Here is a 25,048-nt window from a genome sequence, read left to right as displayed (position 1 = left end):
AGGTTGTAGCCCATGTTAATTATACCAGTTAAAGAAGGAGAAAACATCGATAGAGCTTTAAAGCGTTTCAAACGTAAGTTCGATAAAACAGGTACCATGCGTCAGTTGAGAAGCAGACAGCAGTTCACAAAACCTTCTGTACAGCGTAGAGCTGAAATTCAGAAAGCCCAGTACATCCAAGGTTTGAGAGATCAAGAGGAAGTATAGGTTTCTGATCACCATATTTAAATCCCGTTCCGGTATCGGAACGGGATTTTTTGTTTTGGTACCCTAGGGAATATCAATTTGGTTACCTTTGAGATATGTCCATGCAAGCCTTCACATCTTACCTAAAACTGGAGAAGAACTATTCCGACCATACCGTAAAGGCTTACGGAAGGGATTTGGATACATTTACGAGCTTTTGTAGGGACAACTACGATGAAACCGATATTGATGCTGTAGGGTATCCCATGATTCGTAGCTGGATTGTATCTCTCTCCAATGAAGGGGTTTCTAACCGGTCCATCAACCGAAAAATATCTTCGTTACAGGCTTATTACAAATTTCTCTTGAAGATTGGTGAGATTACCGCTTCACCATTGGCCAAACACAGGGCTTTAAAAACCGAGAAAAAAGTGGAAGTGCCCTTCTCCGAATCCGAAATGGAACTTATCCTCACCGAAATTCCTTTTGAGGAAGGTTTTGAGGGGGAAAGGGACAAACTTATAGTGGAGTTGTTATACGCCACCGGAATGCGTAGGGCCGAACTGGTAAATCTCAAGCTTGCCGACATTGATTTGGCCAACAATACCTTAAAGGTATTGGGTAAAAGGAACAAAGAACGCATTATGCCCATGCTCCCGTCCACGGTACGGCAGATCAAGGCGTATTTGGAGCTGCGCACTGGGCTGGAACACGCCCGTGAAACACCTTATCTTTTATTAACAAAAGAAGGTCTTAAAATTTATGAAACACTTGTTTATCGTACCATAAATAAGTATTTTAGTTTAGTGTCCCCCAAGGTAAAAAAGAGCCCACATATATTGAGGCACACCTTTGCAACCCATTTGTTGAACAGGGGCGCAGATTTGAATTCCGTGAAGGAATTATTGGGTCATTCGAGTTTAGCATCCACACAGGTGTACACGCACAATAGCATTGCCGAACTCAAGAAAATTCATCAAAAGGCCCATCCAAGAAACAAGAAATGACCGTTTCTTGTATTGTTTAACTCCACTGTCACTTGACAGTACTTTAAAAACTATGTCTTATGAAAGTAAATGCACAATCGGTAAATTTTGTAGCTGATGGTAAGCTCCTCGACTTTATCCAGAAACGAATGGATAAGATGGACCTATTTTATGATAAGGTCATTGATTCGGAAGTTTTTTTAAAAGTGGACAACACGAGTGCAAAAGAAAATAAGATAGTGGAAATCATGGTTTCCGTACCCCGGGACAAATTCATGGTAAAAAAACAGTGCAAGACCTTTGAGGAGGCGGTGGATTCGGCCTGTAGTTCATTGGAAAGACAATTGGTAAAACGAAAGGAAAAATTAAGGGCCAAGGCCTGATCAAAATTTTTGAAATTTTATTTTGATTAAAAGAAAATATCTCTACATTTGCAGTCCGTTAGAAATAGCGGACTTTTTTTGTGACCGAAAGGGGTTCAAAATGCCGATATAGCTCAGTTGGCTAGAGCACGTGATTTGTAATCTCGGGGTCGTGGGTTCGAGTCCCTCTATCGGCTCGTAAGGTACTGAAAATAAGGCGGGGAGATACTCAAGCGGCCAACGAGGACAGACTGTAAATCTGTTGGTTTTCACCTTCGCAGGTTCGAATCCTGCTCTCCCCACAATAGGTGTTCGTCGGAACACAGCGGAAGGGAAGTTTTTTGAAATAATGGAACTTGGGATAAAACCCAAAAAAAAATGCGGGAGTAGCTCAGTTGGTAGAGCGTCAGCCTTCCAAGCTGAATGTCGCCGGTTCGAACCCGGTCTCCCGCTCTAAACTTGAAATTTGGTTTTCAAGATGTAAGGTTGAAGTTTTGGCGAGCGTGACTTGCAACTTTAAACTCTAAACCTGATAACCCATAGGCCGGTGTAGCTCAGGGGTAGAGCGTTTCCTTGGTAAGGAAGAGGTCAGGGGTTCAAATCCCCTCATTGGCTCAAAACGATTTGTACACTAATATAAACTAAGATTAAAATTATTTTAAAATGGCAAAGGAAACTTTTGATCGTTCCAAACCCCACTTAAATATTGGTACCATTGGACACGTGGATCACGGTAAAACTACATTGACTGCCGCTATTACAACTGTATTGGCCAACGCAGGTCTTTCTGAGATGAGAAGCTTTGATTCCATCGACAATGCGCCAGAGGAAAAGGAAAGAGGTATTACTATCAATACTTCACACGTTGAGTACCAAACGGCTAACCGTCACTACGCCCACGTTGACTGTCCTGGTCACGCGGATTACGTTAAGAACATGGTTACCGGTGCTGCTCAGATGGACGGTGCTATCTTGGTTGTTGCTGCAACCGATGGTCCTATGCCACAAACACGTGAGCACATCCTTTTGGGTCGTCAGGTAGGTATTCCTCGTATCGTTGTTTTCTTGAACAAAGTTGACATGGTGGATGATGAGGAGCTTTTGGAGCTTGTTGAGATGGAAGTAAGGGAATTGCTTTCTTTCTACGAGTACGATGGTGACAACGGTCCCGTAATCGCTGGTTCTGCACTTGGTGCTTTGAACGGTGAGCAAAAATGGGTTGACACTGTAATGGAATTGATGGAAGCTGTTGATAGCTGGATCGAACTTCCTGAAAGGGATGTTGATAAGCCTTTCTTGATGCCTATTGAAGACGTGTTCACCATTACCGGTCGTGGTACTGTTGCCACAGGTCGTATCGAAACTGGTGTTGCCAACACAGGTGACCCTGTAGAGATTATCGGTATGGGAGCTGAGAAATTGACTTCAACCATCACTGGTGTTGAGATGTTCCGTAAGATTTTGGATAGAGGTGAGGCTGGTGACAACGTTGGTCTTCTTCTAAGGGGTATCGAAAAATCCGATATCAAAAGAGGTATGGTAATCTGTAAGCCAGGTTCCGTTAAGCCGCACGCTAAATTCAAAGCTGAGGTGTATATCCTTAAAAAAGAAGAAGGTGGTCGTCACACTCCATTCCACAACAACTACCGTCCTCAGTTCTACGTGCGTACAACTGACGTAACAGGAAACATCAACCTTCCTGATGGAGTTGAAATGGTTATGCCAGGTGACAACTTGACAATCACTGTTGATTTGATCCAACCTATCGCATTGAACGTAGGTCTACGTTTCGCTATCCGTGAAGGTGGTAGAACTGTAGGTGCTGGTCAGGTTACTGAGATTCTAGATTAATCATTTTACAATAAATAGTACACTAAAGGGTGTCTCGGTTTACCCGGGATACCTTTCAGTGTAATTATAAACGGGTGTAGCTCAGTTGGTAGAGCACTGGTCTCCAAAACCAGGTGTCGGGAGTTCGAGTCTCTCCTCCCGTGCAAGAAAATACAAGAAGAATTATGATCACTTACATAAAGGAATCATTCCAGGAATTGAAGAACAATGTTACTTGGTTGGAAAGGGCCAAGGCGTCTAATCTGATGGTCATTGTTGCAGTTTTTTCAATCTTGTTCGCATTGGTAACGTGGGGGGTGGATTCCCTCTTCAGTAAGTTGATCAGATTGTATTTTGAAAAATTAATAGGATAACGATCGGTATGTCTGAGGTTCTGGAGAAAAAATGGTATGTGGTAAGAGCGGTCAGTGGTCAAGAGAACAAGATCAAGGGCTATATTGAGAGCGAGGTGGAACGCGCCGGGTTTGGCGACTATCTTGACGAGGTTCTTGTCCCTACCGAAAAAGTTGTACAGATCAGAAACGGAAAGAAAATCAATAAAGAAAGGGTTTACTTTCCTGGATATATCATGATAAAGGCCAATTTGGGAGGTGAGATGGTGCACATCATCCGATCCATTACCAATGTGATTGGCTTCTTGGGAGAAACCAAAGGAGGTGATCCCGTGCCTTTGAGAAAATCAGAGGTGAACCGTATGTTGGGGAAAGTGGACGAGTTGGCCGTCAATACGGACAACGTGGCCATTCCATTTGTGCTGGGTGAAACGGTCAAGGTTATTGATGGACCTTTCAATGGATTCAATGGAACCGTTGAAAAAATCAATGAAGAAAAGCGTAAGCTGGAGGTTATGGTGAAAATCTTTGGAAGAAAGACACCATTGGAACTCAGCTATATGCAAGTTGAAAAAGTATAACAAGAGCTGTTACATATAAAAGCTGTGTTGCTTCCAATTGACACAACTTTGAATTTAATTAGAAACAATGGCAAAAGAAGTAAGTAAGGTAGTTAAATTACAAGTTAGGGGAGGTGCTGCGAACCCATCGCCACCGGTTGGACCCGCCTTAGGTGCTGCCGGTGTTAACATCATGGAGTTCTGCAAGCAGTTCAATGCTCGTACGCAGGACAAACAGGGCAAGGTATTGCCTGTTGTTATCACCGTTTACATGGACAAATCTTTCGAGTTTGTCGTAAAAACACCACCTGCGGCAGTTCAATTGATGGAAGCGGCGAAGATTAAAAAAGGATCTGGCGAACCTAACAGGGTGAAGAATGGTACCGTATCATGGGACCAAGTGAAAACCATCGCAGAGGACAAAATGGCGGATTTGAACGCATTCACCATCGAGTCTGCAATGAGTATGGTAGCAGGTACTGCAAGATCTATGGGTCTTAAGGTATCGGGAACCAAACCTTTTTAAAATCTTAAAGCAATTAGTAAATGGCAAGATTGACTAAAAAGCAGAAAGAGGCCCAGGCCAAGATAGACAAGAACAAGCTCTATTCTTTGGAAGAGGCATCAGCTTTGGTAAAAGAAATAACCAATGTAAAATTTGACGCATCGGTTGATATCGCTGTTCGTTTGGGTGTAGATCCCAGAAAAGCGAATCAAATGGTACGTGGCGTTGTTACCCTTCCACACGGGACCGGTAAGGATGTAAAGGTTTTGGCTTTGGTGACACCTGATAAAGAAGCAGAGGCTAAAGAGGCCGGTGCCGATTTTGTTGGGTTGGATGAATATTTGGATAAGATCAAAGGCGGTTGGACCGATGTTGATGTGATCATCACCATGCCAAGCGTTATGGGAAAATTGGGTCCATTGGGTAGAGTATTGGGTCCAAGGGGCTTGATGCCCAATCCAAAAACAGGTACAGTGACCATGGATGTTGCAAAAGCGGTATCCGAGGTCAAGGCAGGTAAAATCGACTTTAAGGTAGACAAGACCGGAATTGTACACGCTGCAATCGGAAAGGCTTCTTTCCCGGCTGATAAAATCGCTGGGAACGCCAAGGAATTGATCGATACCTTGGTGAAATTGAAACCTTCAGCGGCAAAAGGTGTTTACATGAAGAGCATCCACTTGTCCAGTACCATGAGTCCCAGTGTTCAATTAGATCCTAAAGCAGTTTAATTAACTGGTAGTTCAATATTTTAACTATGACAAGAGAAGAAAAAGCAATCGTAATAGAAGATTTGACTGCACAGTTAGCTGAAAACGCCAATATTTATTTGGCCGATATTTCAGGATTGGATGCCGTTGCTACTTCTAACCTAAGAAGGGCATGTTTCAAGGCGAACATTAAACTTGCGGTCGTAAAGAACACCTTGCTTGCAAAGGCAATGGAAGCTTCTGATAAGGAGTTTGGTGAACTTTCCAGTGTGTTGAAAGGCAATACATCTTTGATGTTGTCCGAGACAGGGAATGGCCCAGCTAAGCTTATCAAGGACTTTAGAAAAAAATCGGATAAACCTTTGTTGAAAGGGGCCTTTATCGAAGAGGCTGTCTATATCGGTGACCAAAACTTGGAAGCACTTGTGAACATCAAGTCCAAAGAAGAAGTTATCGGGGACATCATCGGATTGTTGCAATCACCAGCCAAGAACGTTATTTCTGGTCTTAAGTCTGGTGGAGGTAAATTGGCCGGTATCCTTAAAACCTTATCCGAGAAGTAATTCGCGCACAATAAACTAAGTATATTTTTAAACATTTTTATTAAACGATAGAAAAAATGGCAGATTTGAAAGATTTTGCAGAACAGTTGGTTAACCTTACCGTAAAAGAAGTAAACGAGTTGGCTGACATCCTTAAGAACGAATACGGTATCGAGCCTGCTGCTGCTGCAGTAGCTGTTGCCGCTGGCGGTGCCGCTGGTGGTGGTGAAGAAGCCGCTGAGGAAAAATCAGAATTCGACGTAATCCTTAAAGCAGCTGGTGCCTCTAAATTGGCAGTAGTTAAATTGGTTAAGGAATTGACCGGTCTTGGTCTTAAAGAGGCTAAAGACATCGTTGACAGCGCACCTAAAGCTGTTAAGGAAGGCATCTCCAAAGATGAGGCCGAAGGCATCAAAAAATCATTGGAAGAAGCAGGAGCAGAAGTTGAGCTTAAATAATAGCTTTTCCCATACAAGTTTGGTTAAGGTCTTTCCATTTTATGGTTAGACCTTAGCCTATTTTAATAAGGAGTGTATAAAGCCGTACACAGACCCGAATAGTATTCACGTTCAAAATTTGTCCATAGATGTTCACAAACACTATTGAAAGAGTTAATTTCGCATCCGCTAAGAACATACCGGAATACCCGGATTTCTTGGACATTCAGATCAAATCATTTCAAGACTTTTTCCAGCTTGAAACCAAATCTGACGAAAGAGGGAACGAAGGTCTCTACAACACCTTCATGGAGAATTTTCCAATCACCGATACCAGAAACCAGTTTGTACTGGAATTTTTGGATTACTTCATAGATCCACCACGATATTCCATCCAAGAATGTATCGAGCGTGGACTTACTTATAGCGTTCCGTTAAAGGCACGTCTTAAACTGTACTGTACCGATCCCGAGCACGAAGATTTCGAGACCATTGTACAAGACGTATACTTGGGTACCATACCATACATGACCCCTAGCGGGACATTCGTGATCAATGGTGCCGAAAGGGTCGTTGTTTCCCAGTTGCACAGGTCGCCCGGTGTTTTCTTTGGGCAGTCCTTCCACGCCAACGGAACAAAACTGTACTCGGCCAGGGTCATTCCTTTCAAGGGATCTTGGATCGAGTTTGCTACGGACATCAATGGCGTTATGTACGCTTATATCGACCGTAAGAAAAAATTACCGGTAACCACCCTTTTCCGTGCCATTGGCTTTGAAAGGGACAAGGATATTCTTGAAATCTTCGACCTTTCCGAGGAAGTGAAGGTTTCCAAGGCCGGACTTAAAAAAGTATTGGGCCGTAAATTGGCCGCAAGGGTGTTGAACACATGGCATGAGGATTTCGTGGACGAGGATACCGGAGAAGTGGTTTCCATCGAGCGTAACGAGATCATCTTGGACCGTGATACCATTTTGGAGAAAGAGCATGTAGACGAGATCATTGATGCCGACGTGAAGACCATCTTGCTTCACAAGGAGAACAATGCACAGTCTGACTATGCCATCATCCACAATACCTTGCAAAAAGACCCTACCAACTCTGAAAAAGAAGCGGTAGAGCACATTTATAGACAATTGCGTAATGCCGAGCCGCCCGATGAGGAGACCGCTCGTGGTATTATCGAGAAATTGTTCTTCTCCGATCAACGATACAGCCTTGGAGAGGTGGGTCGTTACAGGATGAACAAGAAATTGGGCTTGGATATTGGTATGGACAAAGAAGTCCTTACCAAGGAAGATATCATCACTATCATCAAGTATTTGATCGAGTTGATCAACTCCAAAGCAGAGATCGATGATATCGATCACTTGTCCAACCGACGTGTACGTACCGTTGGGGAACAATTGTCCCAACAGTTTGGTGTAGGTTTGGCCCGTATGGCCCGTACCATCCGTGAGCGTATGAACGTTCGTGACAACGAAGTGTTTACCCCGATCGATTTGATCAACGCCAAGACTTTGTCTTCCGTGATCAACTCCTTCTTCGGAACCAACCAGTTGTCCCAGTTCATGGACCAGACCAACCCGTTGGCAGAGATTACACACAAGAGAAGATTGTCAGCCCTTGGACCAGGGGGTCTTTCCCGTGAAAGAGCCGGTTTCGAGGTGCGTGACGTTCACTATACCCACTACGGAAGATTGTGTCCCATCGAGACACCTGAAGGTCCGAACATTGGTTTGATTTCTTCATTGTCCGTATTTGCCAAGGTAAACCCAATGGGCTTCTTGGAAACTCCATACCGCAAGGTGGAAAATGGAGTGGTGGATACCAAAGCGTTCAGCTACTTGAGTGCAGAGGAGGAGGAAGGAATGAAGATTGCCCAGGCCAACATTCCGTTGAAAGAAGATGGAACAATAGATAGGGATAAGGTTATTGCCCGTGAGGAAGGAGACTTCCCAGTGGTAGATCCAGCAGAAGTAAATTATACGGACGTTGCACCGAACCAGATTGCGTCCATTTCTGCATCCTTGATTCCGTTCTTGGAGCATGATGATGCGAACCGTGCCTTGATGGGATCGAACATGATGCGTCAGGCCGTTCCATTGTTGCGTCCAGAATCCCCGATCGTAGGTACTGGTTTGGAAAGACAAGTGGCCACTGATTCAAGGGTATTGATCAATGCCGAAGGAAATGGTGTGGTGGAATATGTGGATGCACAGAAGATTACCATCAAGTATGATAGAACCGAGGAAGAGCGCTTGGTAAGCTTCGAAGAAGATTCCAAGACTTACGAATTGGTGAAATTCAGAAAGACCAACCAAGGTACCAGCATCAACCTGAAGCCTATCGTGAGAAAAGGCGATAAGGTGAAAAAAGGACAGGTACTTTGTGAAGGATATGCTACAGAAAAGGGAGAATTGGCCTTGGGTAGAAACATGAAGGTTGCCTTCATGCCTTGGAAAGGGTACAACTTCGAGGATGCGATCGTAATATCTGAAAAAGTGGTACGTGAGGATATCTTTACCTCCATCCACGTGGATGAGTACGCACTTGAAGTAAGGGATACCAAATTGGGTGCTGAAGAGTTGACCAATGATATTCCGAACGTTTCAGAAGAAGCCACCAAGGATTTGGATGAATACGGTATGATCCGTATCGGTGCCGAAGTGAAACCTGGGGATATCTTGATCGGTAAGATCACTCCAAAAGGGGAGTCCGATCCTACTCCGGAAGAAAAATTGTTGCGTGCCATCTTCGGTGATAAAGCCGGAGATGTGAAAGACGCTTCTTTGAAAGCTTCACCATCTTTGAGTGGTGTGGTCATCGATAAGAAATTGTTCTCCCGTTCCATCAAGGACAAGAGAAAACGTTCCGAGGACAAAGAGGCCATCGCAAGATTGGAGATGGACTACGAAGTGAAGTTCCAGCAATTGAAAGATGTGTTGATCGAAAAACTTTTCGGTTTGATCAACGGAAAAACATCGCAGGGTGTAATCAACGATTTGGGTGAGGAAGTACTTCCAAAAGGAAAGAAATACACCATTAAAATGTTGAATGCCGTGGATGATTTCGCCCACTTGGTTGGTGGAAGCTGGACAACGGATGAGGATACCAATGAGTTGGTGGCCGACCTATTGCACAACTATAAGATCAAGTTGAACGATATTCAGGGTAACTTGAGAAGGGACAAATTCACGATTTCCGTGGGTGACGAACTTCCTGCAGGTATCATGAAATTGGCCAAAGTATACATCGCCAAAAAACGTAAGTTGAAGGTAGGTGATAAAATGGCCGGTCGTCACGGTAACAAAGGTATCGTGGCCCGTATCGTTCGTCAAGAGGATATGCCGTTCTTGGAAGATGGAACCCCTGTGGATATCGTATTGAACCCACTGGGTGTACCTTCAAGGATGAACATCGGTCAGATCTACGAAACCGTTTTGGGTTGGGCAGGTTTGAAATTGGGCCAAAAATATGGTACCCCAATTTTTGATGGTGCTACCTTGGACGAGATTAACGAGCTTACCGATAAAGCAGGTGTACCAAGATTTGGACATACCCACCTTTATGATGGTGGAACCGGTCAACGATTTGACCAAGCTGCTACCGTTGGTGTGATCTATATGTTGAAATTGGGCCACATGGTGGATGATAAGATGCACGCACGTTCCATTGGGCCATACTCATTGATCACACAACAACCATTGGGTGGTAAGGCCCAGTTTGGTGGTCAGCGTTTTGGTGAGATGGAGGTATGGGCATTGGAAGCCTATGGTGCTTCATCTACCCTAAGGGAAATCTTGACGGTGAAGTCCGACGACGTGATCGGAAGGGCCAAGACCTATGAATCCATTGTGAAGGGCGAGACCATGCCTGAACCTGGATTACCAGAATCTTTCAACGTATTGATGCACGAGCTTAAAGGATTGGGCTTGGATATCAGATTGGAAGAATAGAACACTATACACATTAATTATATCATCACCATATTGTTATGGCTAGAATAAAAGACAATAACGCACCAAAAAGGTTCAACAAAATCTCCATCGGATTGGCTTCTCCAGAGTCTATCTTGGCCGAGTCCCGTGGCGAGGTGTTGAAGCCTGAAACCATTAACTATAGAACGCACAAACCTGAGCGTGATGGATTGTTCTGCGAGCGTATTTTTGGTCCAGTAAAAGACTATGAGTGTGCCTGTGGTAAGTACAAGCGTATCCGTTACCGAGGAATTGTTTGTGACCGTTGTGGTGTTGAAGTAACAGAGAAAAAAGTACGTAGGGACCGTGTAGGACACATCAACCTAGTGGTTCCCGTGGCGCACATCTGGTACTTCCGTTCATTGCCGAACAAAATAGGATACCTTTTGGGATTGCCTTCCAAAAAGTTGGATATGATCATTTACTACGAAAGGTATGTGGTCATCCAACCCGGTATTGCCAAAGGTCCGGAAGGTGAGGAAATCCAAAAATTGGATTTCTTGACCGAGGAGGAATACTTGAACATTTTGGAGTCCCTTCCCACTGAAAACCAGTATTTGGAAGACACGGACCCCAACAAGTTCGTTGCTAAAATGGGTGCCGAATGTTTGATCGACCTTTTGGCTCGTATCGACTTGGAGCAACTATCCTATGAACTTCGTCACAAGGCAAATACCGAAACCTCCAAGCAACGTAAGACCGAGGCCTTGAAACGCCTTCAAGTGGTTGAGGCCCTTCGTGAGTCTCAGGACAACAGGGAAAACAGACCTGAATGGATGATCATGAAAGTGATTCCTGTAATCCCGCCAGAATTGCGTCCGTTGGTTCCATTGGATGGTGGTCGTTTCGCCACTTCCGATTTGAACGATTTGTACAGACGGGTGATTATCCGTAACAACCGTTTGAAGCGTTTGATGGAGATCAAGGCACCAGAGGTGATCTTGCGTAACGAAAAACGTATGCTTCAGGAAGCTGTGGATTCGTTGTTCGATAACACAAGAAAGGCATCTGCGGTTAAAACCGAGTCCAATAGACCATTGAAATCCCTTTCCGATTCCTTGAAAGGTAAACAAGGTCGTTTCCGTCAAAACCTTTTGGGTAAACGTGTGGATTACTCCGCTCGTTCGGTAATCGTCGTTGGACCGGAAATGAAATTGTACGAATGTGGTCTTCCAAAAGACATGGCTGCCGAGCTTTACAAACCGTTTATCATCCGTAAGTTGATCGAAAGGGGTATTGTAAAGACCGTTAAATCTGCCAAAAAGATCATAGATAAGAAGGAACCCGTGGTTTGGGATATCCTTGAAAACGTCCTAAAAGGACACCCTGTATTGTTGAACCGGGCCCCCACATTGCACCGATTGGGTATCCAAGCGTTCCAGCCTAAACTGATTGAAGGTAAGGCGATTCGTTTGCACCCATTGGCCTGTACCGCATTTAACGCGGATTTTGATGGGGACCAGATGGCGGTACACTTGCCATTGGGGCCAGAGGCCATTTTGGAAGCACAATTGTTGATGTTGGCTTCACAGAACATCCTTAACCCTGCCAACGGTTCTCCGATCACCGTACCTTCCCAGGACATGGTTTTGGGATTGTACTACATGACCAAAGAGAAAAAGTCTACCCCGGAAGAGCCTGTTAAAGGTGAAGGGTTGACCTTCTACTCTCCCGAAGAAGTGGAAATTGCCTTTAATGAGCAGAAAGTTGCATTGAATGCCGGTATTAAGGTAAGGACCAAAGACTTCAACGAAGAAGGGGAATTGGTTACTAAAATTATTGAAACAACGGTAGGTCGTGTATTGTTCAACACCGTAGTGCCAGAACAAGCAGGATACATCAATACCGTATTGAACAAGAAAGCGCTTCGTAACATTATTGGTGATATCCTTGCGGTAACCGATGTGCCTACAACGGCTGATTTCTTGGATAAGATCAAGTCCATGGGATATGAGTTCGCCTTTAAAGGTGGATTATCCTTCAGCTTGGGAGATATCATTATCCCAGCAGAGAAGCATGAGATGATCGCCGAGGCCAATGAGCAGGTAGATGGTATCATGATGAACTATAACATGGGTCTTATCACCAACAACGAACGATACAACCAGGTTATTGATGTTTGGACCTCTACCAACGCTATGTTGACCGAATTGGCCATGAAGCGAATCCGTGAGGACAAACAAGGATTCAACTCTGTGTATATGATGTTAGATTCTGGTGCGAGGGGTTCCAAGGAGCAGATTCGCCAGTTGACAGGTATGCGTGGATTGATGGCCAAGCCTAAAAAATCGACTGCAGGTGGTGGAGAAATTATTGAAAACCCAATCCTTTCCAACTTTAAGGAAGGATTGTCTATCTTGGAATACTTTATCTCTACCCACGGTGCACGTAAAGGTCTTGCCGATACCGCTTTGAAAACTGCGGATGCGGGTTACTTGACCAGACGTTTGGTGGATGTTTCCCAGGATGTGATCATCAATATTGAGGATTGTGGCACATTGAGAGGTATTGAAGTAGAAGCGTTGAAGAAAAATGAAGAGGTTGTTGAGACCCTTGGCGAAAGAATCTTGGGTAGGGTATCCCTTCATGATGTATACAATCCGTTGACAGAGGAATTGATCTTGAAAGCAGGTCAGGAAATCTCCGAAGCCGATGTGAAGAAAGTGGAAGCAGCGCCTATCGAGAAAGTTGAAGTAAGGTCACCGTTGACCTGTGAGGCTCCTCAGGGAATCTGTGCAAAATGTTACGGTAGGAACCTTGCGACCAACAAGATGGTTCAACGAGGTGAGGCTGTTGGTGTGGTTGCTGCCCAATCCATTGGAGAGCCGGGAACACAGTTGACATTGCGTACCTTCCACGTGGGTGGTATTGCAGGTAACATTTCCGAGGATAGCCGATTGGAATCCAAGTTTGATGGTATTGCCGAGATTGAGGATCTAAGGGTTGTTGAAGGAGAGAACAGTGAAGGTAAGAAGACCAACATTGTAATTTCCAGGACTACGGAGATCAAGATTATCGATGCCAAGACCGGAATAACATTGAGTACCAGCAATATTCCTTATGGATCACAATTGTTCGTGAACGATGGCGACAAGATTACCAAAGGAACCGTGATTTGTCAGTGGGACCCTTATAATGGTGTTATCGTTTCCGAGTTTACGGGACAGATTGCATACGAGAATATAGAACAAGGGATGACTTACCAAGTTGAAATCGATGAACAGACCGGTTTCCAAGAGAAAGTTATTTCCGAATCCAGAAACAAAAGGTTGATTCCAACCTTGTTGATCAAGGATGGTAAAGGAGAAACCTTGCGTTCCTACAACTTACCTGTTGGTTCCCACTTGATGGTGGACGACGGTGAGAAAATCAAGGAAGGTAAGATCTTGGTGAAGATCCCACGTAAATCTGCCAAGGCAGGGGATATCACCGGTGGTCTTCCAAGGGTAACCGAGCTTTTCGAAGCAAGGAACCCATCCAACCCTGCCGTGGTTACCGAAATTGACGGTGTGGTATCCTTCGGTAAGATCAAACGTGGAAACCGTGAGATTATCATCGAGTCCAAAACTGGCGAGGTGAAGAAGTACTTGGTGAAACTTTCCAACCAGATCTTGGTTCAGGAAAACGACTACGTACGTGCCGGTATGGCATTGTCCGATGGATCGATTACCCCAGAGGACATCTTGGCCATCAAAGGACCTTCTGCAGTACAGCAATACTTGGTGAACGAAGTTCAGGAAGTATACCGTTTGCAAGGTGTGAAGATCAACGATAAGCACTTTGAGGTTGTGGTAAGACAGATGATGCGTAAAGTACAGATCGAAGATCCGGGAGATACCATTTTCTTGGAAAATCAATTGGCTCATAAGGATGACTTCATCCATGAGAACGATGAGATCTTCGGTAAGAAGGTGGTGGAAGATGCAGGGGATTCCGAAAGGTTGAAGCCTGGTCAGATCGTTACCGCACGTCAGCTGAGGGATGAGAACTCTATTCTTAGAAGAGAGGACAAGACCCTTGTAACGGCAAGAGATGCTGTAGCAGCAACTGCTACACCTATCCTTCAAGGTATCACTAGGGCGTCGTTGCAGACTAAATCGTTTATCTCTGCAGCATCGTTCCAGGAAACTACCAAAGTATTGAACGAAGCCGCTGTAAACGGTAAAGTTGATGGTTTGGAAGGATTGAAGGAGAACGTGATTGTTGGACACAAGATTCCGGCCGGTACCGGTATGAGGGATTATGACAGTATCATCGTAGGCTCGAAAGAGGAATATGATGAAATCATGGCCCGAAAAGAGGAATTCAAATTCTAAATACAAACAAAACCCTGGCCAATCGGTCAGGGTTTTTTCATTATAAAGAAAGATACATATTTATGGCTGATCAGAACCAAAATCAAAAACAGATCAATATAGAGTTGGATGAAAAGACCGCTGAGGGAACCTATTCCAATTTGGCAATCATCAATCATTCCGTATCGGAATTTGTGGTCGATTTTATAAGCTTGATGCCCGGTGCACCGAAAGCGAAAGTAAAGAGCCGTATCATTCTTACGCCGCAACACGCCAAGAAGTTTTTAAAGGCGTTGAACGATAATGTGGCCCGCTTTGAAAAAGCACATGGTCCCATCAAAGACTATGAGCAACCTGCCATCCCATTGAATTTTGGGCCAACGGGAGAAGCTTAAAACTTCTTCAAAAGAATAATTTCTTATAAGGATTTACTCAAACTCCGAAGTGTAGTGCAACTTTACCGTGGGGTATTTTTGCTGTGTCATCTGGAGAGAAAAAGGTGAATCGGCCAAAAATACCAATTGCCCCCTTTTATCCGTAGCCAAGAATTTCTGTTTTACACGTTTGAATTCCTCAAACTCTTCATTGTTCTTGTTCTCCGGCTCCACCCAGCAGGCCTTGTAAACAGGGAAGTTTTCATAGGTACATTTGGCTCCGTATTCATGCTCCAAGCGGTATTGGATTACCTCATATTGGAGGGCCCCAACGGTTCCAATCACTTTTCTTCCATTCAGTTCAAGGGTAAACAGCTGGGCCACACCTTCATCCATAAGCTGGTCGATGCCTTTGTACAATTGCTTGGCCTTCATAGGATCTGCATTGTTGATGTACCTGAAATGCTCGGGTGAAAAACTTGGAATGCCCTTGTAGTGGAGTTTTTCACCACTGGTCAGCGTATCACCGATCTTGAAGTTTCCGGTGTCATGTAGCCCCACAATGTCACCTGGATAGGAAACATCCACAATCTCTTTCTTTTCTGCAAAAAAAGCGTTGGGACTGGAAAACTTCAGTTTTTTATCCTGACGGACATGCAGGTAAGGGATGTTCCTTTCAAAAGTTCCGGATACTACTTTAACAAATGCCAAACGGTCACGGTGCTTGGGATCCATATTGGCGTGGATTTTAAAAACAAATCCAGAAAATTCCTTTTCGTTGGCCTTCACCAAACGCTCTTCCGCCATTTTAGGCCTTGGAGAAGGGGCAATATCTACAAAACAGTCCAACAGCTCACGGACACCAAAATTGTTCAAGGCCGAGCCAAAGAAAACGGGTTGAAGCTCCCCTTTAAGGTAGGCTTCCTTGTCAAACTCGGGATATACACCATTTACCAATTCCAAATTGTCCCTAAGGTTTTCAGCGGCTTTGGTACCGATGATCTTTTCCAGTTCAGGACTGTCAATATTATCAAAAGCAATGGTTTCCTCAATGTTTTTTTTACTGTTACCGCTAAACAGGTTGATGTTCTTTTCGTAGATGTTGTAGATGCCCTTAAAATCGTATCCCATCCCGATAGGAAAACTCAACGGGGTGACGGAAAGTCCCAGTTTTTGCTCCACTTCATCCAAAAGGTCAAAGGCATCTTTTCCTTCACGGTCCAGTTTGTTGATGAAAACAATCATGGGAATGTTTCGCATACGACATACTTCTACCAATTTTTCGGTCTGTTCCTCCACACCCTTGGCCACGTCGATTACCACAATCACACTGTCGACCGCTGTCAGGGTCCTAAAGGTATCCTCGGCAAAATCCTTGTGCCCTGGAGTATCCAAAATATTGATTTTCTTGTCTTTGTAGATAAACGCCAATACCGAAGTGGCGACCGAGATTCCTCTTTGGCGTTCTATTTCCATAAAGTCACTGGTGGCCGATTTTTTGATCTTATTGCTCTTTACGGCACCGGCCTCTTGGATGGCCCCTCCGAACAAGAGTAATTTTTCGGTCAAAGTGGTTTTACCGGCATCTGGGTGGGAGATGATCCCAAACGTTCGTCTTCTTGCTATTTCCCTTTCAAAATCCATCAACAAAAATTTCGGCAAAAATAGGGGAATTATCTGTTTTGAGCCACTTTTAGGATAGGATTGCCAATTGTTGATATCATTGGAAAAAAATAGAGGCGAATGATGCTTCAAAACCAAAAAGAGGAGTAATTTTCGCCTGTTTTTGTTCTTTTTCAAGAGATATTCCACGTTTGTCCTTTTGTGGTTGCAGCTGATATGGTAAATAATGATGAGGAAAGCGCCTTTTGTCGATTAAAATAGGAGGTGAGCGTCAAATATTTTAATTATGTGACGAAATTGAAATGTGGTGTGTCAAAAGCACATGAACACCTAGAATAACTAAGAAACCCCAATTTCTTACTCGTACGGGAACCACTAAAGCCATGGTGATTAGTTGACCAAAACTTATCATTTATGGAGAACATTACTTTTGTAAGACTTAGGGGTAATCTAGTCCACCACGTTCAAGTTGTGGCCCTTTTATTGGGTGTAGGACTTTTTTCATCCTTTGGTGTTGCCCCTTCATATCATTCTTCCAAAATCAGAACATGGAGCGACCACGTAATTGAGGTTGATAAAACATCCACAAGTTCCGTTTGGGACATATCCGGACTTTGGGACCCATTTTTTTCCCAATCCAACGATCATCACATAAACTCTATTGGGATAGGCATTGCCCCTACGGATTGTGATGGCGATGGGGTGACCTGTGATAAGGAAGAAGAGGATGGAACAGATCCAGAGGATCCTTGTGATTTTATCTTGGCCCACCAGAATTGCACACCAACCAGTACGTGGAAGAATATGGATTGCGATGGTGATGGGGTGACCAACCAAAAGGAAAAAGAAGATGGTACCGACCCATTGGACCCTTGTGATTTGGTTGTGGAACATCAAAATTGTACCGTTCCGGATAGTTGGAAAAAAATGGATTGCGATGGGGACGGAGTCACCAACGAAAAGGAAATAGAGGATGGCACCGATCCATTTGATCCATGTGATTTGGTTGTGGAACATCAAAATTGTACTGTATCCAACAGCTGGAAAAACATGGACTGTGATGGTGATGGGGTGACCAATGGAAAAGAAAAAGAGGATGGCACCGATCCATTTGATCCCTGTGATTTTGTTTGGGAACACCAAAACTGCACGCCTTCCGATGCATGGAAGCAATTGGACTGCGACGGCGATGGGGTGACCAACGGCGATGAAAAAGAAGATGGCACAGATCCTTTGGATCCTTGTGATTACAATCCTGATCATGTGACCTTGCCACAAAGTGGCGATTACCTATCAGCCGATTGTGATGGTGATGGAGTCACGAATGAGAAGGAAATAGAGGATGGCACCGACCCACTGGATCCTTGTGATTTTGTATTGGAGCACCAAAACTGCACGCCTTCCGATGCATGGAAGCAGTTGGACTGCGACGGCGATGGGGTGACCAACGGCGATGAAAAAGAAGATGGCACAGATCCTTTGGATCCTTGTGATTACAATCCTGATCATGTGACCTTGCCACAAAGTGGCGACTACCTGACTGCCGACTGTGATGGCGACGGGGTGACCAACGGTGATGAGAATGAGGACGGAACAGATCCCAACGATGCGTGTGACTTTGTCCTTGGCAGCCAGACCGTGGATCCATCATCAACATGGAACAGTTCCGACTGTGATGGCGATGGGGTGACCAACGGCGATGAAAAAGAAGACGGCACCGACCCCTTGGATCCGTGTGATTACAACCCTGATCATGTGACCTTGCCACAAAGTGGTGATTACCTGACCGCCGATTGTGATGGTGACGGGGTGACCAACGGTGATGAGAATGAGGACGGAACCGATCCTAACGATGCGTGTGATTTTGTCCTTGGCAGCCAGACCGTTGATCCATCATCAACATGGAACAGTTCCGACTGTGATGGCGATGGTGTGACCAATGGTGACGAAAAAGAAGATGGTACCGATCCCCTGGATCCTTGCGATTATAAGCCAGAGAGTGTGACTTTGACCCCTTCCGCGGATTGGGAAGCCTTGGATTGTGATAATGATGGAAACCCGAACGGCACCGATCCAAATCCATTGAAGGCCACGGCCATGGATGATTCCGGATCAACTCCTGCGCTTACACAGGTTGCCATCAATATTTTGGAGAATGATGATTATCTTCCCAATAATGATGAAAATAACTTAGGAATTACCACACTTTCACAAATTGGGGGTAATGCACTGGGTACGGTTACTTTTGATGCCGACACAGGTCTCATGACCTATACTCCGGTCTTGTCGGAATCCAATTCAACGGTCACCGTTATTTACCAGGTTTGTAATGTTGCCGTGGACCCCAATGTTTGTGCATCGGCAACGGTTACCATTCAAGTCGGTGCAAATACCCTTGATGCGGTAGATGATACATATGTTTCGGATACCAACGGCGGGACTATTTCAGATAGCAATGTGTTGGACAACGATACCTTGAACGGTACACCGGTAACTCCAGGGGATGTTATTTTGACTTCGACCCCTACCGATGAACTCACCATCAATGAAGATGGAAGTATCACTGTAAACCCAGGAACATCCGAAGGAACCTATACCATCAGCTACACCATTTGTGAAGCGGCCAACCCAAGCAATTGTGACACCGCTACAGTGACCGTTGAGGTAACAGAGGGGGCATCCAATATTATTGACGCTGTTGATGATGCCTACAATACGGATACCAACGGTGGAACTATTTCAGATAGTAATGTGTTGAACAACGATACCCTTAACGGAACACCTGTTGGCCCTGGCGATATCATTTTGACTTCGACTCCAACTGATGAACTTACTATCAACGAAGATGGAACCATTACTGTAAATCCAGGAATACCAGAAGGAACCTATACCATCAGCTACACCATTTGTGAAGCGGCCAACCCAAGCAATTGTGACACCGCTACAGTGACCGTTGAGGTAACGGAAGGAATGACCAACGTGATTGACGCCGTGAATGATTCCTTTAATGCTGACACCACTGGTGGAATAATTTCGGGTAGTAGCGTGTTGGATAATGATACACTTAATGGAGCATCCATAACACTTGAAGATGTCATTTTGAACTCCACTCCAACAGACGAGCTCACCATCAACGAAGATGGAAGTGTATCTGTGAACCCGGGTACTGCCCAGGGAACCTATACCATCACATACACCATTTGTGAGACCGCCAATATGGAAAACTGCGATACGGCAACAGTAACTGTGGTAGTCACCGAAGGAATGACCAATGTAATCGATGCGGTGGATGATGCCTATACTGGGGACACCACCAGCGGAATGATTACGGATAGTAACGTGTTGGACAATGACACTTTGAATGGAGTGCCAGTAACTTTGGCAGATGTCATTTTGACTTCTACTCCAACGGACGAGCTCACCATCAACGAAGATGGAAGTGTATCCGTGAACTCGGGAACTATAGCAGGAACCTATACCATCACCTATACCATTTGTGAGGCCACTAATTTAGAAAATTGTGACACGGCTACCGTTACCGTAGAAGTGACCGAAGGTATGGCCAATGTAATCGATGCGGTAGATGACCTTTATGAAACGGATTCACATGGTGGTGTTATCCCGGGTAGCAATGTGTTGTCTAACGATACCTTGAATGGGGAGCCCGTAACTTTGGCTGATGTCATTTTGACTTCATCACCCACGAATGTTCTTACGATAAATCCGGATGGAAGTGTAAGTGTCGTGTCAGATACCAAGGACGGAACCTATACCATCGAGTATACCATATGCGAAATTGCAAATCCTGATAATTGTGATACAGCCATAGTTACAGTGGTAGTTGAGGGGATTTCGGTAAACCAATTGGTGACACCAAATGGAGACTTGAAGAACGACTTTCTATATATTCGAGGTACAGACAAAATAAAGTCAAGCACACTTAAGATTTTCAATAGATGGGGTGTTGCTGTCTATGAAGGTGAAAACTACGATAATGTCCGTAATGTTTTTGATGGTCGTTCAAGAGGTAGGTCGTCGTTGGGAGTTAACGATTACCTCCCAGCAGGAGTGTATTTTTATATCTTTAATTACGAAACGGATGAAGGCAGTTTCACGGATTCCGAATACATATATATAAGCAGGTAATATTGACAGAATGGTAAGAATGCGTTTTTTAATCACATTGATGTTTATTGGAATCGTATCCTTGGGTATGAATGCCCAACAAGATGCCCAATACACACAATACATGTATAATACATTGAGTGTCAACCCTGCTTATGCCGGATCTCGTGGACAGTTGAGCTTTGCCGGATTGTACCGTTCCCAGTGGGTTGGGTTGGATGGTGCCCCTGAAACCTTTACCCTTAACCTACATTCACCCATCAGGAACAGTAGATTGGGCTATGGGGTTTCCGTGGTGAACGATAATATAGGAGATGGGGTGGTACAGCAGACCTATTTGGATGCAGCCATCTCCTATACCCTTGAATTTGCTAGGGATGCCAAGCTATCCTTTGGGTTGAAAGCAGGGGGCAATATGATCAGCCTTGATTTTAACGGCCTTCGCAACTTTGATCAGGAAGTGGTCAACCAGAATAATATCGACAATAAGTTCACTCCCAATTTTGGTTTGGGCATTTACTATCATACCGATACCTTTTATGCAGGATTATCGGCACCCAATATTTTGGAGACCGAATATTTCGATAACGACAACTCAGATAACTCGGTCAATTTTTTGTCGGCCCAGCGCATCAACTTTTACTTCATTACAGGGTATGTGTTTGATTTGGGTCCGGACCTAAAGTTTAAACCGGCCTTATTGACTAAGGCAGTGGGAGGGGCACCTTTGCAGGTGGATCTTTCCGCCAGCTTTTTGTTCGCGGACAGGTTCAGTTTTGGTGCCGCATACCGATGGGATGCTGCTGTGAGTGGCTTGGTGGGCTTCCAATTGACCGAACAGCTTATGGTGGGACTTGCATATGATAGGGAAACCACGGAATTGGGAGGAACGCAGTTCAATGATGGCTCCTTCGAGATATTTTTAAGGTTGGAACTGTTGAAGAGTTTTCAGAGAACCGTATCACCAAGATTCTTTTAATATAGTATAGGATGCTGAAAAGAATACTCATTTTACTTATCGTAGTTTTAGGTTCGGTGGCCAAAATGGTCGCTCAGGACAGCATTCCCGAAAAAAAGATTGAAAGGACCATAGAGAAGGCTGATGAACGCTATCGGGAATACTCCTTCAGTCCTGCCATCGACATCTATAAAAAGGTATTGGACAAAGGATACACTTCGCCAGATTTGTTGAAAAAACTGGGTAATTCCTATTACTTCAATGCCAAATACCAAGAAGCGGCCGACATCTATAAAAAACTGGAAGAAGAATATCCGGATGAAATGGAGGTGGAGTATGTGTTCCGATATGCCCAAAGTTTAAAATCCGTAGGGAACTATGACGAAGCGGCCAGGCTCATGGAAGAATTCAAGACCATGACGGCTTCCTATACCGGTGGGTTTGATGAGGACTATATGACCAAGATCGAGGAGAACTCGGGAAGGTATACCATCAAACCATTTGGGTACAATAGCAAGTATTCTGATTTTGCCGCTTCCTACTACGAAAAAGGACTCATTTTTGCTTCTGACCGCGATACAGGTAATTTGGCACGATATCGACATACATGGAATTCAAGGGACTTTTTAGACCTCTACAAGGTAAATGCCGATAGTGTTTCCAATAATACAGTGGTCAAATTGGAAGGAGACGTCAATACCCGGCTTCATGAATCCACGTCAGTGGTCACAAAGGACGGCAACACCATGTATTTTACCCGTAACAACTTCATGGATGGGAAAAAATACAAAGATGGTGAGGGCATTACCCGTTTAAAGATCTATAGTGCCGAAAAAGTCAATGGCGAGTGGACCAATATCACGGAACTTCCTTTTAACAGTGATTCTTATTCTGTGGCGCACCCAATGTTGAGTCCGGATGAAAAAAGGCTCTATTTTGTTTCCGATATGCCCGGTAGCCTTGGAGAATCGGATATTTTCATGACCAATATTATCGGTGATGGCACCTATGGTCCCATAGTGAACCTGGGAAAAAACATTAATACCATGGCACGGGAAACGTTCCCTTTCATTACTTCGGATGGGGTACTGTATTTTTCTTCGGATGGGCATTTGGGATTGGGCGGATTGGATGTTTTTGCAACAAAGATTGCCTTTGATGATTACGACCAACCTGTGGTGAATGTGGGAAGACCAATCAATGGTCCGAGTGACGATTTCGCCTTTATTTATGATACCGATAGCAAGACCGGATACTTCTCTTCCAATAGGGAAGGAGGCATGGGAGATGATGATATTTATGAATTCGTGGAAAACGAACCTTTGGTTCTGGATTGCATTCAGGATGTCTCAGGAACCGTAAGGGATCGTATCTCCAATGAAGTTTTAGCAGGTGCTACCGTAATGGTCATTGATGAAGAGAACAAAGAGGTTTCATCTACCATAACCGATTCTGATGGGAATTACTTTTTGCAACTCGACTGTTCCAAAGGAAATTTTGTTAGGGCATCCCGGGATGGGTATGTACCTGCTGAGGAATATTTTGGCAGATCCTATGGTAAGCCCAGAATCATAGATTTCTATTTGGAAAGGGATTTGGTCACGGGAGGTTTTGGAGACGATTTGGCCAAACTGTTGCAATTGAGCACCATTTATTTCGACCTGAACAAATACAACATCAGACCCGATGCTGAAATTGAAATCCAAAAAGTGATTGTGGCCATGGAAAAATACCCTAGTTTGAAGATTAAGGTGAATTCCCATACCGATAGCCGTGGCAATGATGCCTATAATCTGTGGTTATCCCAAAAGAGAGCGGAGTCAACGGTCAACTATATGATATCCAAAGGAATATCTCCCGATAGACTTCAAGGGGAAGGATTTGGGGAGACCAGATTGGTCAATGAATGCATGAATGGGGTTCGATGCTCCGAGGAACAACACCAGTTGAACAGACGTTCAGAGTTCATTATTTTTGAATAATGTACTGATAAACAGAATTATAAAATATCATTTTTTCTTCTTAAAATATGAACGGCCCTCTTTAGGAGGGTCTTTTTATTTTGTGCCCAATCTATCTTAGTTAATTCCTCTACTTAAAATTTTTGGTAGCTATCCCTTAAATAAGGCAACTAGTTTTTTGATAAGAATCCTTTGTACTTCTCAAAATAAATAAAGTAAGAATTAGATTACGTATACTACTTGGGTTTGGGCGTCCGAACAACTGCTTTTATTGCCTCTCATCGACGAACAGTCTTAAAAAAATGATAAAGAATTGGGATAAAGACCTCATGATATGGATGCTATACAGTAGGTTTTTAGTTGTACACAACAAATATTTTCTACCCCTATAGGTAAAGGTAATTTTGTAGGGAGTTGTAAAATTCGAAGTGTTCTGTCTTGTTACAAACGCTGAAAATTTTATGGCCGAAACAACAAAAACACACCAATACCGAGCCTCAACTAATAGTAACCTCATGAAAAAGAGCATAGTTGCCCTACTGTTTTTACTTCTTACAGGAATTGCCTTTTCCCAAACTACAGTAACCTTACAGGACCAATGTAATTGTGAAGTCCTCAAAGGAACCGATGTTTCCAGTGCAGGAGCCGTCAGCCCGACTGGTGCCGATACGGGAGATATTTACGTAAATACCAATACCGGGACTATTTACTTCTGGGATGGTAACTCGTGGGAATTGACATCGACTGATAATCAACAGTTGACAGGGTTTACTTTTGATGGAATTACCAATACGTTGACCCTTTCCTTGGAAAATGGGGGCAGTGCCAACGTGGACCTAAGTAGTTTAAGTGATAGCTTAACGGATACCAATACTACGGTCGCCTCATTTGGAATAGATGGCACCAACACCAATTTGGTCATTACAGATTCGGGGGGCAATACCTATTCTGTAGCGTTGGCTGATTTGGCGGCTCTTATAGATACCAACACGGACAGCCAGGACCTGAGCCTGAGCGGCGACGACCTGAGCCTGAGCGGGGACCCTACTGCGACCCCGATCGACCTTAGCGGGTACACCGAGACGGTGGCCGGCGCGAACGACATCACCGTGACCGACGACGGGAACGGGAACTATACGGTTGACTATGTGGACGGAGACAAGAGCTCCACCAACGAGCTGTCCGACCTGAGCCTTGACGGGAGCAACGTGCTGACGCTGAGCAACCCTGCCACGGGGGGCAACTCTGTCGACCTTAGCGG

Annotated in this window: 18 protein-coding genes and 5 tRNA genes; 22 read left to right on the top strand and 1 reads right to left on the bottom strand. The window is 44.4% G+C overall.

Translation table 11 applies throughout. The features are described from left to right. The first annotated feature begins 12 nt into the window (after positions 1-12). The 18 genes from rpsU to D2V05_RS00945 all read left to right on the top strand — a co-directional run bounded on the left by rpsU (position 13) and on the right by D2V05_RS00945 (position 15,141). The gene (gene rpsU / locus D2V05_RS01030; RefSeq protein WP_119642038.1) at positions 13-207 is read left to right on the top strand and encodes a 30S ribosomal protein S21; all 195 of its coding nucleotides are present in this window, start codon (positions 13-15) and stop codon (positions 205-207) included. 95 nt (positions 208-302) lie between these two features. Beyond that, positions 303-1,193: a tyrosine-type recombinase/integrase gene (locus D2V05_RS01025; protein WP_119645757.1), complete on the top strand. Its 891-nt coding sequence runs from the start codon at positions 303-305 to the stop codon at positions 1,191-1,193. A gap of 59 nt (positions 1,194-1,252) precedes the next feature. Next, positions 1,253-1,555, top strand: coding sequence for a ribosome hibernation-promoting factor, HPF/YfiA family (gene hpf, locus D2V05_RS01020; RefSeq protein WP_119642040.1), 303 nt, complete (start codon positions 1,253-1,255; stop codon positions 1,553-1,555). 102 nt (positions 1,556-1,657) lie between these two features. Then, positions 1,658-1,731, top strand: a tRNA-Thr gene (locus D2V05_RS01015). 22 nt (positions 1,732-1,753) lie between these two features. Continuing rightward, positions 1,754-1,836: transfer RNA gene (locus tag D2V05_RS01010), tRNA-Tyr, on the top strand. Positions 1,837-1,914: 78 nt separating this feature from the next. Further along, positions 1,915-1,987: transfer RNA gene (locus tag D2V05_RS01005), tRNA-Gly, on the top strand. 90 nt (positions 1,988-2,077) lie between these two features. Beyond that, positions 2,078-2,149, top strand: a tRNA-Thr gene (locus tag D2V05_RS01000). 48 nt (positions 2,150-2,197) lie between these two features. Next, on the top strand, positions 2,198-3,385 hold the full coding sequence (tuf, locus tag D2V05_RS00995; RefSeq protein WP_119642041.1) for an elongation factor Tu: 1,188 nt from the start codon (positions 2,198-2,200) through the stop codon (positions 3,383-3,385). A gap of 70 nt (positions 3,386-3,455) precedes the next feature. Then, positions 3,456-3,528, top strand: a tRNA-Trp gene (locus D2V05_RS00990). A gap of 21 nt (positions 3,529-3,549) precedes the next feature. Then, a complete protein-coding gene (gene secE / locus D2V05_RS00985; protein WP_119645878.1) occupies positions 3,550-3,738 on the top strand; it encodes a preprotein translocase subunit SecE in 189 nt (62 codons plus the stop codon). Positions 3,739-3,746: 8 nt separating this feature from the next. Beyond that, positions 3,747-4,298: a transcription termination/antitermination protein NusG gene (gene nusG, locus D2V05_RS00980; RefSeq protein WP_119642043.1), complete on the top strand. Its 552-nt coding sequence runs from the start codon at positions 3,747-3,749 to the stop codon at positions 4,296-4,298. A gap of 67 nt (positions 4,299-4,365) precedes the next feature. Further along, positions 4,366-4,803 (top strand): 50S ribosomal protein L11, encoded by a 438-nt coding sequence (gene rplK / locus D2V05_RS00975; RefSeq protein WP_108424153.1) that lies wholly within the window; start codon positions 4,366-4,368, stop codon positions 4,801-4,803. Between the two features lie 20 nt (positions 4,804-4,823). After that, a complete protein-coding gene (rplA, locus tag D2V05_RS00970) occupies positions 4,824-5,513 on the top strand; it encodes a 50S ribosomal protein L1 (RefSeq protein WP_119645756.1) in 690 nt (229 codons plus the stop codon). Positions 5,514-5,539: 26 nt separating this feature from the next. Then, positions 5,540-6,055, top strand: coding sequence for a 50S ribosomal protein L10 (rplJ, locus tag D2V05_RS00965; RefSeq protein WP_119642045.1), 516 nt, complete (start codon positions 5,540-5,542; stop codon positions 6,053-6,055). Positions 6,056-6,111: 56 nt separating this feature from the next. After that, on the top strand, positions 6,112-6,492 hold the full coding sequence (rplL, locus tag D2V05_RS00960) for a 50S ribosomal protein L7/L12 (protein ID WP_119645755.1): 381 nt from the start codon (positions 6,112-6,114) through the stop codon (positions 6,490-6,492). 128 nt (positions 6,493-6,620) lie between these two features. Then, complete coding sequence (gene rpoB, locus D2V05_RS00955) at positions 6,621-10,430, top strand: DNA-directed RNA polymerase subunit beta (RefSeq protein WP_119642047.1); 3,810 nt, start codon at positions 6,621-6,623, stop codon at positions 10,428-10,430. A gap of 38 nt (positions 10,431-10,468) precedes the next feature. Beyond that, positions 10,469-14,767, top strand: coding sequence for a DNA-directed RNA polymerase subunit beta' (gene rpoC, locus D2V05_RS00950; protein WP_119645754.1), 4,299 nt, complete (start codon positions 10,469-10,471; stop codon positions 14,765-14,767). A 62-nt stretch (positions 14,768-14,829) separates the two neighbouring features. Further along, the gene (locus D2V05_RS00945; RefSeq protein WP_119642049.1) at positions 14,830-15,141 is read left to right on the top strand and encodes a DUF3467 domain-containing protein; all 312 of its coding nucleotides are present in this window, start codon (positions 14,830-14,832) and stop codon (positions 15,139-15,141) included. Between the two features lie 33 nt (positions 15,142-15,174). On the opposite strand, the gene D2V05_RS00940 is transcribed toward D2V05_RS00945, so the two are convergent. Beyond that, positions 15,175-16,764: a peptide chain release factor 3 gene (locus D2V05_RS00940; RefSeq protein ID WP_119645877.1), complete on the bottom strand. Its 1,590-nt coding sequence runs from the start codon at positions 16,762-16,764 to the stop codon at positions 15,175-15,177. Positions 16,765-17,157: 393 nt separating this feature from the next. Between D2V05_RS00940 and D2V05_RS00935 the strand changes: the two genes are divergently transcribed. The 4 genes from D2V05_RS00935 to D2V05_RS00920 form a co-directional block, all read left to right on the top strand. Next, positions 17,158-20,889 (top strand): T9SS type B sorting domain-containing protein, encoded by a 3,732-nt coding sequence (locus D2V05_RS00935; protein WP_119645753.1) that lies wholly within the window; start codon positions 17,158-17,160, stop codon positions 20,887-20,889. A gap of 10 nt (positions 20,890-20,899) precedes the next feature. Further along, positions 20,900-21,847 (top strand): PorP/SprF family type IX secretion system membrane protein, encoded by a 948-nt coding sequence (locus D2V05_RS00930; RefSeq protein WP_119645752.1) that lies wholly within the window; start codon positions 20,900-20,902, stop codon positions 21,845-21,847. Between the two features lie 11 nt (positions 21,848-21,858). Next, positions 21,859-23,808, top strand: coding sequence for an OmpA family protein (locus tag D2V05_RS00925; RefSeq protein WP_119645751.1), 1,950 nt, complete (start codon positions 21,859-21,861; stop codon positions 23,806-23,808). Positions 23,809-24,302: 494 nt separating this feature from the next. After that, positions 24,303-25,048 (top strand): hypothetical protein (locus D2V05_RS00920; protein WP_147378202.1); only part of this gene is annotated, 746 nt, incomplete at its 3' end.

The organism is Flagellimonas pelagia (genome assembly GCF_003584135.1).
Taxonomy (GTDB): Bacteria; Bacteroidota; Bacteroidia; order Flavobacteriales; family Flavobacteriaceae; genus Flagellimonas; species Flagellimonas pelagia.
The sequence above is the reverse complement of the archived record's forward strand: the minus strand, read 5'-3'. Positions and strand labels throughout refer to the sequence as shown.